The sequence below is a fragment of the Nocardia sp. NPDC059228 genome (genome assembly GCF_042754245.1).
GTDB lineage: Bacteria > Actinomycetota > Actinomycetes > Mycobacteriales > Mycobacteriaceae > Nocardia.
In genome coordinates this window covers 140,199-153,094 of record NZ_JBHZAL010000011.1, presented here as the reverse complement: position 1 = coordinate 153,094, position 12,896 = coordinate 140,199, and the positions used below count along the sequence as shown (strand labels likewise).

The window sequence follows — 12,896 nt, the reverse complement described above, 5'->3', positions numbered from 1 at the left end:
CTATCCCGAGATCCGGATGCCAGGGTTCACGCCCCAGATCGCCAATGTCATGAACAGGTCGGCGAAGACGACCGCGATGATGCACAGCTTGATCGCGCGACCGGCCGCCACACCCACGCCCTCCGGGCCGCCGGAGGCGAAAAACCCGTAGTAGCACTGGATGAACGTGGTGATCGCGACGAAGAGGATCGCCTTCAGCAGTGAGTACAGCACATCGTGCGGCACCAGGAATTGATAGAAGTAGTGCTGGAAGGTGCCTGTCGCGGTGCCGCCCACCAGGGACACGGTCAGCGAGCAGGAGATGTAGGCCAGCGGCAGCGCCACGCAGTACAGCGGCACGATGGCGATCATGGCCGCGATCATGCGGGTGCTGACCAGATACGGAAGCGGCCGGATGGCAACCGATTCCAGCGCGTCGATCTCCTCGGAGATGCGCATGGCGCCCAGCTGCGCGGTGAACCGGCAGCCCGCCTGCGCCGCGAAGGCGACCGTGGCCAGCATGGGCCCGAGCTCACGCGTGGTGGCGAAGGCCGAGATGGCGCCGGTGAGCGGGCTCAGGCCGAGCAGGTTCAGCGAGGTGTAGCCCTGGATGGCGACGGTCATGCCGCCGAACGCCGACAGGATCAGCACCACGCCGATGGTGCCGCCACCGACGATGAGATTGCCGTTGCCCCAGGTGACGTCGGACAGCAGCCGCCACACTTCTTTGGGGTACTGCTTGAACGCGAGCGGCATGGAGCCGACCGAGCGCAGGAAGAAGAACACCTGGTGGCCGATGCGCGCCAGCCAGTCACGCGGCGAGTTGGCCGCGCCTTTGATCCGTTGGAACGGCCGCAGCAGCGGCGGTACGTACGTAGCTGACACGACTCAGACCACCTGCGGGGGGAAAAGGGTGTTGTACAGCTGCGTCATCATCAGGTTGACGCCGAAGAGCATGACCGCGGACATGACCACGGCGGTGTTCACCGCGTTGGCCACGCCGCCGGGACCGCCCTTGGCATTGAGCCCCGAGTCACAGGCGATGACGGCCGCGAACAGGCCGTAGATGAGCGACTTCAGCAGGGCCACAGCCAGATCCGCCGTGATCGCGAACGACGAGAACGTACTGATATAGGAGCCCGGGGTGCCGTTCTGGACGAAGATGTTGAACATGTAGCCGGTCAGGAAGCCGACGAAAACCACGAAACCGCAGAGCAATACCGAAACCAGCATGGCCGCGCCGAGACGCGGAGCGACCAGGCGCCGCATGGGATCGACGCCCATGACCTTCATGGCGTCGATCTCCTCGCGGATGGTGCGGGAGCCGAGGTCGGCACAGATGGCGGAACCGACGGCGCCGGAGATCATGAGCGCGGTGACCAGCGGCGCGCCCTGCTGAATGATGCCCAGGCCGTTGGCCGCGCCGATGAAGGACGTCGCCCCGACCTGCCCGGCCACCGATCCGACCTGAATCGAGACGATGACGGCGATCGGAATGGCGACCAGCAGGGTGGGCGCCGCGGCGACATTCGCCATGAACGCGCACTGCCGGATGAACTCACGGTAGGGGAAGCGGCGACGGAAGATCGCGATGAAAAGCTCGGCGACCGCGGCGACGCCCATCGACATCATCCGGCCACCGGTTTCCAGCGACCGTTTCGGATGATCCTGCCAGTACGCCTTGGCCCGATCCACGGCCACATTCATCCGTGATGGTGACGGTGGGCTTTCCTGGTCCCCCGGGCTCTTGGTCAACTGCACTGACTACCCCTCTCGACGCCGGAGTTACCCGTCTCCGGCGACTGTTGCTGGACGCACCCTACTACGGAGTTAGGAAAAACACACCACCGATTGTGGTTCCGGTCATAGAGACGAATCACTTTCGATGTATTGCTGTGAACAGCCACATCAGGGTCGGTTTACGGGGCAAAAAACCTGGCAGAGATCTAGAACTTGTTCTAGTTTCGAACTATCCACCGGTGTATGTGGACATCGACCGGGTAACAATTTGCAGGAACAAATTTATCGGAATTCGATAGCCTTTCCGTATTGTTCCGTAATCCACATCCAACTAGGTATCGGCCGCGAACCCCGGCAGGACACGGCTACGCAACATGTGGCAGTACAACAGGCAACCGGGCTCGAATACTGACAGGATGAGTAACCGCAGGTTGAGATTCGTGCGGCTTCCGACGTCTGGAGGGACATGATCAAGAAACTCGCCGGGGCTACCGGCGCCTTCGCCATCGCCCTGAGCACCGCGCTCTTCGGAATCGGAGCCGCTCACGCCGATGCAGCGCCCGCCGTCATCGGTGGCGGCTCCGGGATCATCATCGATGATCAGTACGAGTGCACCGTGACCACCATCGGCCACGACGGTGCCGGACGGCTGGTCGGCCTGACCGCCGGGCACTGCGGCGACGCCGGATCCCGGGTCTGGGCCGAAAAAGATCGCGCCGCAGGACAGATCGGTCAGTTCGTCTACTCCAACCACGATCTCGACTACGCCGTCATCCAGTTCGATCCGGACCGCGTCGTCCCGGTCAACCGCATCGGCAATGTCACCATCACCGGAATCGGCGGCCCGCCCGGATTCCCCATGATCGTCTGCAAGGAGGGCCGCACCACCGGCAATACCTGCGGCATCTCCTGGGGCGACGTCTTCGACACCAATGTCGAGACCTGGAGTCAGATGTGTGTGGTGGAGGGCGATTCCGGCGCGCCGGTCGTCGTCGGCACCACCCTCGTCGGCATGGTCAACGCCTACCTGGCGGTGGCGTGCTTCGGCCCCGAGGTCGGCACCAACATGAGCTCGATCATGGCCGACCTCAACGGCCGGGGCGGCATCGGCTCCGGCTACGCGGTGATCTGATCCCCGAACAATGCTGACCGGGGCGGTGATTCGGGAATCACCGCCCCGGTTGCTATTTGAGGGTGTTGACGCAGACGACGAAATTGCGTTCGTCGTAGACGTAGCCCTGGTCGCCGTCGGGACAGTCGTCGACGCTGCTGCTGTGCTGCACGATCGACACCACCTTCACACCCTCGGTGGCCGTGGTGGCGGTGCAGGGGATGCGGTGGGCCGCGTCGTTGCCGACGTCCATGCAGTCGCCGACCACCCAGTCGATGGTCAGGCAGAGGGCGCCGGTCTCCATACCATTGAGGGTTTCGTAGTAGACCTGGTCGGAATCCTTGCCGCACTGGGCATTGCGCGGGGCCTTGCCGGTCACCTTGTAGTTGGAGTCCTGGCTGCCGCAGCTCGCCTTCTGGATGCTGGCGTTGTCGGTGGTGCCACCGAGCTTCACGCAGTCGCCGATCGCGGCCTGGAAGTCGGTGTTGCCGCCGCGGTCGGCGCGCGGGGTGGTGGTGGGCGCACCCGAACCGGGCTTGCCGGAGGGTTTTCCGGGGGTGGCGCCGGGGGTCTTGGTGGGGAGCACGATGTCGCCGGGGGCGGCCTGGGGATGGCCGGAAACGGTGGTCCCGCAGCCGGCGAGCAGCAGGGTGGCGGCGGAGATCGCGGGCAGGGCGATCCGGGCGGAAAGCTGCTGACGCAACACGGGCGAGTCCTATATTTCGAAACAAACAGATTTGACTTCTGTGCCCATGCATACACCACGGGCACCGGGAAGATCGAACCGAGGCGGTCCGGCATTTCGTATAGGCAGCCATGAGCACCGACATCCTGGAGCGTTATCTCTCCTGGCGGCGCGGACGCGACGGTGACCCCTTCCGGGTGCGGATGCCGGCCCTGGGACCGGTGCTCTTCACCGGCACTCCCGAGGGCGCGCGCGAGTTCTTCCGGGCCCCGGTGGACCTGCTGGAACCGCCGCGGCCCAATCCCATCGAGCCCATGGTGGGCGCGGCCTCGCTCATCCTGGCCCGCGACGGCCGGCACCGGCGCGAGCGGGCGCTGCTCGCGCCGGCATTGCACCGCACTCGAATCAGCGCCTACGGCAACACCATTCGCGAGGCGGCCCGGGCCGAGCTGAGCGGGGAGCGGACCGGGGACCGGTGGCGGCCCGGCACCCGCATCGATGCCCGGGCGGCGGCGCGGGCACTCACGCTGCGGGTCATCCTGGCGGCGGTGTTCGGCATCGACGATGCCACGCGCCGAGCCGAATACACCACCGTCACAAAGGAATTCCTGGAATCCTTCGGCAGCACGCTGTTCCTGGTTCCGGCATTGCGGCGCAAGCTGTTCGGGCTGTCCGGCTGGGAGCGGTTCAGCACGGCGCGGGATCGGCTCGACGAACTCATCGACGCTGAGGTGGCACGGCGGCGCGCGGACGGGGGCGGCGGGGCGGATCTGCTGGCGCTCATGCTGGACACCCGCTACGAGGACGGCAGCGCCATCACCGACACCGACCTGCGCGAGCAATTGCGGACCCTGCTGGTGGCGGGGCACGAGACCACGGCGACCGCGCTGGTGTGGGCGCTGTACCGGCTGCACCGGGAACCGGAGTCGCTGGCCCGGCTGCGCGCCGAAGTGGCCGCCGCCGGAAGCGATCCCGGCCCGGCCGAACTGATGGCGCTGCCCTACCTGGACGCGGTCTGCCAGGAGACGCTGCGGTTGCATCCGCCGGTGCCGATCGTATTGCGCAGGCTCACCGGTGATTTCACGCTGCGCGGGGTGCCGCTGTCGGCGGGGGACACCATGGGGATCTCGGTGCACCTGCTGCACACCGATCCCGCGGTGTGGCCGCAGCCGCGGCGGTTCCGGCCCGAGCGGTTTCTGGAGCGCCGCTACAGCCCGTTCGAGTTCGCCCCGTTCGGCGGCGGGCACCGGCGTTGCGTCGGTGCGGCGCTGGCCGATTACGAACTTCGCATTGTGCTGGCTACTGTATTGACCGATGTGCGGCTGCGGTTGTCGCCGCGGTTCGCGCACGGGCCCGCGCCGATGTCGGTGCCGCACACCATCACGGTGGGGCCGCGCAGCGCCATCACGTTCGATGTCGCCGGGTTCTGAAGGGACCTCGGTGATTTCGATCACAAGCAGGTTTCGGGAAGTGAGCACGCCGAAAGCGGCCGCGCCGGTGTCACTTTCGGGGAATCGCCGATGTCATCGGCGCATTCGCGCCAGTCGGGCAACCAACCCGCAGACCCGTGACGCAGTGCACACCGGTTAGTCGGTACACATAACTGACAGAAGGCAATTGGCCTGCCGCGCAGCGCCATGTAGTAATGGGATCGCGACAACTGATTTCGTGAGCATCGGGGTAACTCGTCGGGTACGTCCAAAATCGGGTTGCTCCCCAACCGCCCGCACGCGTCCCCGACTGTCAACGGCTCTCAGCCGTGCGCTGAAGTCTCGGGGAGGCGGCATTGAGAGGACCGAGCTGTGCGCCATACCCGGTATCGGAAAACGGGACTGATCGCCCTCGCCGCCGTCGCGGCGACCGGAGCAGTGGTGGCAGCACCCGCCTCAGCGACTCCGCTATGGCCGGGCGGACCGGAGGTACCGGGCGTGCCCTCCGCGGTCATGCCGCAGCCCGAGCCGGGCTCGCTGCCCACCGACCCGAACGCCAAGGCGCCGATTCCGCCCGCCAACTTCGCGGCCCCGAACATCAGCCCCGGTGACGGGGATGTGGTCGGCGTGGCCATGCCGATCATCATCAACTTCAAAGACCCGGTCGGCGATCACGCGGCCGCCGAGAAGTCGATTCGCATCACCTCCACCAACAAGGTGAGCGGCCACTTCTACTGGATGGGCGACAAGCAGGTGCGCTGGCGGCCCGAGGACTTCTGGCCGGCCGGCTCCAAGGTGACCGTCCAGGCGGGCGGCACCGACGTCGCCTACCAGATCGGCGACGAGTTCATCACCACCGCCGACGACACCACCCACGAGATCACCGTGACCCACAACGGCGAGGTCGTGAAGACCATGCCGACCTCCATGGGCAAGAAGGATCACGAGACCCCGAACGGCACCTACATCATCAGCGAGAAGAACCGCAAGATGATCATGGATTCCTCCACCTACGGTGTGCCGGTGACCGATCCGCAGGGCTACAAGCTCGAGGTCGAGTACGCCACCCGCATGTCCAACAGCGGCATCTTCGTGCACGCCGCCCCGTGGAGCGTTGCGCAGCAGGGCGTTTCGGACACCTCGCACGGCTGCCTGAACGTCTCCACCGAGGACGCCAAGTGGTTCCAGGAGAACGTGAAGAAGGGTGACCCGGTGATCGTCAAGAACACCAACGGCGGCACCTTCAGCACCTCCGACGGCTGGGGCGACTGGAACTGAGGTCCAGGAGTCAGCGCCCCGCCCCATTGGGCGGGGCGCTGACTCGTTCTTGCTGTTGGCTGACCGTTCATATGAATTCGGTCTCGAAACAAGTTGGGCGGTCGTACGATTCGGCGCATGTCCGCGCCGCTCGAGGGTGTGACCGGTGAACAGTCGGTGGCGCGCGCCGACCGACAGTTCAGCGATCTTCCATCCGAAATTAACCAGTCGGTAGCCCCAAGCCGCAAGGCTGCGCGGGTGCGATCTTGGCCCGAACGAGTACTCCCGACGCCCCCGGGGCGCGGGTGGCGAAGCAGACCCTGGCAGGACTATGCGCTCTTCGTGGTCCTGGTCGCGCCGAACCTGATTCTGCTGGGGCTGTTCGTCTATCGGCCGCTGGTCGACAATATCCGCCTGTCGTTCACCGACTGGAACATCTCGGCGACCAGCCTGAACTGGGTCGGTTTCGACAACTACACCGAGTGGTTCGGCCGCGACGACTCCTGGCAGATCGTCGGCAATACGGTGATCTTCACCGTCGCCGCGGTCCTCGGCAGCATGCTGCTGGGCCTGGCGCTGGCCCTGCTGCTGGATCGCAAACTGTTCGGGCGCAATGTGGTCCGCTCCGCCATCTTCGCGCCCTACGTCATCTCCGGCGCGGCCATCGGCGTCGGCTTCCAGTTCATCTTCGACCCCGGCTTCGGCCTGGTCCCGGATCTGCTGGAGCGGATGGGGATTCACTCACCCGACTTCGCACAGGATCCGCACTGGGCGCTGTTCATGATCACGGTCACCTACATCTGGAAGAACCTGGGCTACAGCTTCGTCATCTATCTGGCGGCGCTGCAAGGGGTTCGGACCGACCTCATGGAGGCCGCCGAGATCGACGGCGCGAGCCGCTGGACCACCTTCACCCGGGTGTTGCTGCCGCAGCTGCGACCCACCACCTACTTTCTGTCGATCACGGTGCTGCTCAACTCACTTCAGGTCTTCGACCTCATCAATGTGATGACCCGCGGCGGGCCCATCGGCACCGGCACCACCACCATGATCTATCAGGTCTATCGCGAATCCTGGGTGAACCAGCGAGCCGGATACGGGGCGGCCGTCGCCACCATCATGTTCCTGGTGCTGCTCATCGTGACGCTGGTGCAGGTGCGCATCATGGACCGAGGGGACGAGAAGTGAATCGGCTCAACGCGCTGAGCGCGTTCCGCGATCGGGAACTGTGGGCCACGGTATTCGGCTACGCCGCCATGGTGTGCGTGCTGATCATCGTCGGCGTCCCGCTGTACTACATCCTCACCCGCTCCTTCATGGCGCACACGGAGGTCTACTCCCAGCCGGTCAGCTACTGGCCCGAGCGCTGGCTGGCGTCGAACTACCACGACGCCACCACCACGCTGCCGTTCTGGCAGTTCCTGCGGAACTCGATCATCGTGACCGGCATCGTCTCGGCGGTGAAGTTCGTGCTGGGCGTGCTCAGCGCCTACGGCCTGGTGTTCCTGCGCTTCCCCGGCAAGAACATCGTGTTCCTGGTGATCATCGCGGCGCTCATGGTGCCCAACCAGATCACCATCATCTCCAACTACGCGCTCATCGCCCAGCTGGGCTGGCGAAACACCTTCCAGGGCATCATCGTTCCGCTCTGCGGCGTCGCCTTCGGCACCTTCCTGATGCGCAATCACTTCCTGTCGCTGCCGAGCGAGGTCATCGAGGCCGCGCGGATGGACGGCGCGGGCTGGTGGCGGCTGCTGACCCGGGTGGTGCTGCCCATGTCCGGACCCACCATGGTGGCGTTCGCGGTGGTCACGCTGGTGAACGAGTGGAACGAATACCTGTGGCCGTTCCTGATGGCCGACGACGCGCGGGTGGCCACCCTGCCGGTCGGCCTGACCCTGCTGCAGAACACCGAGAACCCGAGCGTCACCAACTGGGGTCCGGTCATGGCCGGGGTCATCCTGACCATGCTCCCCATCCTCATCGTCTTCCTGGTGCTCCAGCGCCAGATGATCAAGGGCCTCACCTCCGGTGCGGTCAAGGGTTAAGTCCCAGAAGGAGATTCCTGTGTCGGATTCACGTAACCCCGCTAGTTTCACGGCACGCCGTGGTGCTCTCTCGCGACGCGGGTTTCTCGGCTTGGCGGGCGCGGCCGCGGGCGCGGCGGCGCTGACCGCGTGCGCCGGATCCGGTGGCGGCGGCACGCAGGGCGGTGACTCGAAGACCATCACCTTCTGGTCCAACCACCCCGGCACCTCCAAGGACCAGGAAACCGAGCTGATCAACCGGTTCCAGGCCAAGTACCCGGACCTGAAGGTCAATCTGGTCGACGCGGGCAAGAACTACGAGGAGGTCGCGACCAAGTTCAACGCCGCACTCTCCGGTGGTGAACTGCCCGACGTGGTCATCCTGTCCGACGTGTGGTGGTTCAACTACGCGCTCAACGGCACCATCGAGCCGCTGGACAGCCACTTCTCCGCGGCCGGGGTGAACGTGTCCGACTACGTCGACACCTTCGTCGGCGACTACAAGTTCAACGGCAAGACCTGGGCGCTGCCGTACTCGCGCTCGACGCAGATCTTCTACTACAACAAGGATGTCTGGGCCAAGGCCGGACTGCCCGACCGCACGCCGAACAGCTGGGACGAGTTCGACGAGTGGGGCCCGAAGATCCAGAGCGTGATGGGCGACGGCAAGTGGGCGCACGGCTGGGGTGACGCCAAGAACTACCTGGCCTGGACCTTCCAGGGTCCGTGCTGGACCTTCGGCGGCGCGTACTCGGACGAGTGGAAGCTGAAGTTCAGCGACCCGGCCACCATCAAGGCCGGAAACTACCTGCGCGACTCCATCAATACCAAGAAGTACGCCAGCATCCGGCCCACCTACGCCGTGGACTTCGGCAACGGCATCATCGCCTCGGCCATCGGCTCCACCGGAGACCTGAAGAGCATCAACACCAATGCCGCGGGCAAGACCCAGTTCGGCACCGGCTTCCTGCCGCACCCGAACGGGCTGGCGGGCTGCACCACCGGCGGCGCCGGCCTGGCGATTCCGTCGCGGATCAGCGACGCCCGCAAGGAGAACGCGCTCAAGTTCATCGAGTTCATCACCAATGCGGCCAACACCTCGTACTTCTCGCAGGCCACCGGCTATGTGCCGGTGCGCAAGTCGGCGCAGCAGGATCCGGGCATGCAGGACTTCCTGGCCAAGAACCCGAACTTCAAGACCGCGATCGACCAGCTGCCGCTGACCAAGCCGCAGAACTACGCGCGCGTGTTCGTGCCCGGCGGCGACCAGATCATCGGCACCGGCCTCGAGCAGATCGGCCTGCAGAACCGGGACACCGCAGCGGCTTTCGGCGATATCGCCAACCAGCTGCAGACGATCATCGACCGGCAGATCACGCCCAAGCTGCCCAAGTAGGACACGCACCCGCACGCTGACGTCAGGGGCCGGAGGCGGCAGCCTGCGTAACCACGGAGGCCCCCGGCAGCGTGAGCATTGGACAAGGAGAGCGCCGGCATGGCGACTGTGCAGTTCGAGGGAGTTTCCCTCACCTATCCGGGTGCGCCCGGGCCCGCGGTCGACGACCTGAACCTGGATATCGCCGACGGCGAATTCCTCGTGCTGGTCGGGCCTTCGGGCTGCGGCAAGTCCACCAGTCTGCGCATGCTGGCGGGTCTCGAAGCGGTGACCGCCGGGCACATTCGCATCGGCGGACTCGATGTGACCGGCCTGCCGCCGCGTTCGCGCGACGTGGCCATGGTGTTCCAGAGCTACGCGCTCTACCCGAATATGACCGTGGCCGAGAACATGGGGTTCGCGCTGCGCAATGCGGGTATGAGCAAGGCCGACACCAAGGTTCGCGTCACCGAGGCGGCGGCCATGCTGGAGCTGGAGGACCTGCTCGACCGTAAGCCCGCGCGGCTGTCGGGCGGCCAGCGCCAGCGCGTCGCCATGGGCCGGGCCATCGTGCGGCGGCCGCAGGTGTTCTGCATGGACGAGCCGCTGTCGAATCTCGATGCCAAGCTGCGGGTTTCGACCCGCTCGCAGATCGCGGCCCTGCAGAAGCGGCTGGGCACCACCACCGTGTACGTGACCCATGACCAGGTCGAGGCCATGACCATGGGGCACCGGGTCGCGGTGATGAAGAACGGGAAGCTGCAGCAGATCGCCGCTCCCCGTGAGCTTTACGACGATCCGGTCAATACCTTCGTCGCCGGGTTCATCGGCTCGCCCGGCATGAACCTGCTGACCGCGCCGGTCCGCGACGGTGCGGCCGTGCTCAACGACCTGCGAATTCCCCTGCCGCACAATATCGACGGCAAGAACGTGATCGTCGGCATCCGGCCCGAATCCTGGGAGGTCACCACCGATGCGGGCAATGCGCTCGCGGTCGAGGTGGAGCTGCTCGAGGAACTCGGCTCGGAGTCGTTCGTCTACTCGCACGGCGTGGCCGACGAATGGTCCAGCCGCTCCGGCCGGGTCGTCGCGCGGGTGGATCGGCGCTTCCAGGTCGCGCTGGGCGACCGTCTGCTCCTGACGCCCAAGCAGGACGAACTCTTCTTCTTCGACGCGGAAACCGAAGAGCGCCTGCGTTAGCCGGCCGGGGCCCCCGCCACCTCGGCGAGGGCCCGGTCCGGGCTACCAGATCTTCACGCGCTCAGCGGGATCCAGATAGAGCTCGTCACCCGGCCGCACATCGAAGGCCTCGTGGAAGCTGTCGAGGTTGCGGACCACGCCATTGCAACGGAACTCCGGCGGCGAGTGCGGGTCCACGGCGAGGCGGCGGATGGCCTCCTCGGTGCGCGCCTTGGTGCGCCACACCTGCGCCCAGCCGAAGAACACCCGCTGCAGGCCGGTGAGTTCGTCGAGGACGGGGGAGTCCTGGCCCTCGATGGCGATCCGGTACGCCTCCAGGGCGATCGAGAGACCGCCCAGGTCGCCGATGTTCTCACCGATGGTGAACTCGCCATTGACCTTGTGGTCCGCCGACAGGTCCTTGGGGGAGAACTGGTTGTACTGGTCGATCAGAGCCTTGGTGCGCTTGCCGAATTCGGTGCGGTCCGATTCGGTCCACCAGTCGACCATATTGCCGTCGCCGTCGTACTTGGAGCCCTGATCGTCGAAGCCGTGGCCGATCTCGTGCCCGATGACCGCGCCGATACCACCGTAGTTGGCGGCGTCGTCGGCGTTCATGTCGAAGAACGGGGGCTGCAGAATGGCCGCCGGGAAGACGATCTCGTTCATGCCCGGGTTGTAGTAGGCGTTCACCGTCTGCGGGGTCATGAACCATTCGCCGCGGTCCACCGGGCCGCCCAGCTTGTTCAGGTCGCGGTCGTGCTCGGCGGCGTAGCCACTGCGGTAGTTGCCCACCACGTCGGCCGGATCCACGGTGACCGCGGCGTAGTCACGCCACTCCTCGGGGTAGCCGATCTTGGGGGTGAACTTCTCCAGCTTGGCCAGCGCGGCCTGCCGGGTGTCCGGGCCCATCCACTCCAGCTCGGAGATATTGCGGCGGTAGGCCTCCTGCAGATTCGCCACCAGCTCGACCATGCGGGCCTTGGCCTCCGGCGGGAAGTGCCGGGCCACATAGAGCTTGCCCACGGCCTCGCCCAGCAGGTCCTGCACCAGGGAGACGCCGCGCTTCCAGCGCTCCCGGTTCTCCTGCGCACCGGTCAGGGTGCGGCCGTAGAAGTCGAAGTTGGCCTCCACCAGCTCCGCGGTCAGGTACGGCGCGCGGGCCTTCACCACCCGCCAGGCCGCCCAGGCCTTCCAGTCCGCCAGCGATTCCGAGGCCCACAGCTGGGCGAAGGTGCGCACGTAATCGGGCTGGCGCACGACGAGTTCCGCGAACAGCTCCGCACCGGAGCGATCCACACCCGCAGCCAGCGCGGAAGTCCAGGCGGTCCAGTCGAATTCCGGGTTCTCGGCGGCCAGTGCGTCGAAAGTGGTGAGGTTGTAACTCAATTCGGCATCGCGGCGGCGCACCACGTCCCAGTGACCCGCGGCCAGCTTGGTTTCCAGCTCGAAAACCCGCTGAGCGTCATGGTCCAATCCGGCCAGCTCGAACATGCGGCGGATGTGCGCGACGTACTTCTCGCGGATCTCCGCGTATTCGTCCTTGTGGTAATACGACTCGTCGGGCAGGCCGATGCCCGACTGGGTGGCGTGCACCAGGTACCGGGCGGAGTTCTTGTCGTCGGTGTCGACATAGAAGGCCAGCGCGCCGCCCACGCCGGTGCGCTGCAGGCGGCCGATGAGCGCGGCGAAGTCCGAACGGTCGGCGACGCCGGCCACGGCGGCCAGCTCCTCGGCGATCGGGGTCAGGCCCGCCGCCTCGATGGCCTCGTCGGCCATGAAGCTGTTGTAGAGATCGCCGATCTTGCGCTCTTCGGTGCCGGGCGCGGCATCGGCCGCCGAGGCGTCCTGGATGATCCTCTGCACATCCAGTTCGGCCTGGTCGTAGAGCGTGCGGAAAGCACCGTCCACCGCCCGGTCGGCCGGTATCTCGTAGCTCTCCAGCCATTTGCCGTTGACGTGCGCGAACAGGTCGTCCTGCGCCCGTACGTCCGCGTCACGGAAGGACAGGTCGATACCGGAAGGAGGCGTCAGCTGCGAAGTCACAGTGCCTATTTTGCCTCCGCTTCGCTCCGGGTGGGTTCGCGGCGCTGAAAGTCTCGTTCTTCCCTCC

At 65.9% G+C, this 12,896-nt stretch carries 11 protein-coding genes; 7 read left to right on the top strand and 4 right to left on the bottom strand.

From position 1 onward, the window contains the following. Together ACFXKA_RS19135 and ACFXKA_RS19130 are read right to left on the bottom strand one after the other, a co-directional pair. Complete coding sequence (locus tag ACFXKA_RS19135; RefSeq protein ID WP_354849113.1) at positions 1-864, bottom strand: ABC transporter permease; 864 nt, start codon at positions 862-864, stop codon at positions 1-3. Positions 865-867: 3 nt separating this feature from the next. After that, a complete protein-coding gene (locus ACFXKA_RS19130) occupies positions 868-1,686 on the bottom strand; it encodes an ABC transporter permease (RefSeq protein WP_354849111.1) in 819 nt (272 codons plus the stop codon). Positions 1,687-2,185: 499 nt separating this feature from the next. On the opposite strand from ACFXKA_RS19130, the gene ACFXKA_RS19125 reads away from it, so the two are divergent. Beyond that, positions 2,186-2,851: a serine protease gene (locus ACFXKA_RS19125; RefSeq protein ID WP_354849109.1), complete on the top strand. Its 666-nt coding sequence runs from the start codon at positions 2,186-2,188 to the stop codon at positions 2,849-2,851. A 52-nt stretch (positions 2,852-2,903) separates the two neighbouring features. Here ACFXKA_RS19125 and ACFXKA_RS19120 read toward each other — a convergent pair whose 3' ends face one another. After that, entirely contained in the window at positions 2,904-3,536 is a 633-nt protein-coding gene (locus ACFXKA_RS19120) for a hypothetical protein (RefSeq protein ID WP_354849106.1), read from the bottom strand. A gap of 110 nt (positions 3,537-3,646) precedes the next feature. Between ACFXKA_RS19120 and ACFXKA_RS19115 the strand changes: the two genes are divergently transcribed. The 6 genes from ACFXKA_RS19115 to ACFXKA_RS19090 all read left to right on the top strand — a co-directional run bounded on the left by ACFXKA_RS19115 (position 3,647) and on the right by ACFXKA_RS19090 (position 10,804). Continuing rightward, positions 3,647-4,945 carry a cytochrome P450 gene (locus ACFXKA_RS19115; protein ID WP_379428236.1) on the top strand — a complete coding sequence of 433 codons (1,299 nt, stop codon included), beginning with the start codon at positions 3,647-3,649 and terminating at the stop codon, positions 4,943-4,945. 372 nt (positions 4,946-5,317) lie between these two features. Continuing rightward, on the top strand, positions 5,318-6,223 hold the full coding sequence (locus tag ACFXKA_RS19110; RefSeq protein ID WP_379428235.1) for an Ig-like domain-containing protein: 906 nt from the start codon (positions 5,318-5,320) through the stop codon (positions 6,221-6,223). Between the two features lie 237 nt (positions 6,224-6,460). After that, positions 6,461-7,390: a carbohydrate ABC transporter permease gene (locus ACFXKA_RS19105; RefSeq protein WP_379428234.1), complete on the top strand. Its 930-nt coding sequence runs from the start codon at positions 6,461-6,463 to the stop codon at positions 7,388-7,390. Positions 7,391-7,458: 68 nt separating this feature from the next. After that, positions 7,459-8,250, top strand: a complete 792-nt coding sequence (locus ACFXKA_RS19100) for a carbohydrate ABC transporter permease (RefSeq protein ID WP_354849174.1) — start codon at positions 7,459-7,461, stop codon at positions 8,248-8,250. 19 nt (positions 8,251-8,269) lie between these two features. Beyond that, positions 8,270-9,625: an ABC transporter substrate-binding protein gene (locus ACFXKA_RS19095; protein ID WP_379428233.1), complete on the top strand. Its 1,356-nt coding sequence runs from the start codon at positions 8,270-8,272 to the stop codon at positions 9,623-9,625. A gap of 99 nt (positions 9,626-9,724) precedes the next feature. Further along, complete coding sequence (locus tag ACFXKA_RS19090) at positions 9,725-10,804, top strand: ABC transporter ATP-binding protein (RefSeq protein ID WP_379428232.1); 1,080 nt, start codon at positions 9,725-9,727, stop codon at positions 10,802-10,804. Positions 10,805-10,846: 42 nt separating this feature from the next. Here the strand turns inward: ACFXKA_RS19090 and ACFXKA_RS19085 are convergent, their stop codons facing one another. After that, complete coding sequence (locus ACFXKA_RS19085) at positions 10,847-12,829, bottom strand: M13 family metallopeptidase (RefSeq protein ID WP_379428231.1); 1,983 nt, start codon at positions 12,827-12,829, stop codon at positions 10,847-10,849. Positions 12,830-12,896: the final 67 nt, after the last annotated feature.

Bases quoted from the DNA above. Each gene is read 5' to 3' on its own strand.
- ACFXKA_RS19130 (WP_354849111.1), bottom strand. From the start codon at position 1,686: ATGAATGTGGCCGTGGATCGGGCCAAGGCGTACTGGCAGGATCATCCG.
- ACFXKA_RS19100 (WP_354849174.1), top strand. From the start codon at position 7,459: ATGGTGTGCGTGCTGATCATCGTCGGCGTCCCGCTGTACTACATCCTC.
- ACFXKA_RS19125 (WP_354849109.1), top strand. From the start codon at position 2,186: ATGATCAAGAAACTCGCCGGGGCTACCGGCGCCTTCGCCATCGCCCTG.
- ACFXKA_RS19115 (WP_379428236.1), top strand. From the start codon at position 3,647: ATGAGCACCGACATCCTGGAGCGTTATCTCTCCTGGCGGCGCGGACGC.
- ACFXKA_RS19090 (WP_379428232.1), top strand. From the start codon at position 9,725: ATGGCGACTGTGCAGTTCGAGGGAGTTTCCCTCACCTATCCGGGTGCG.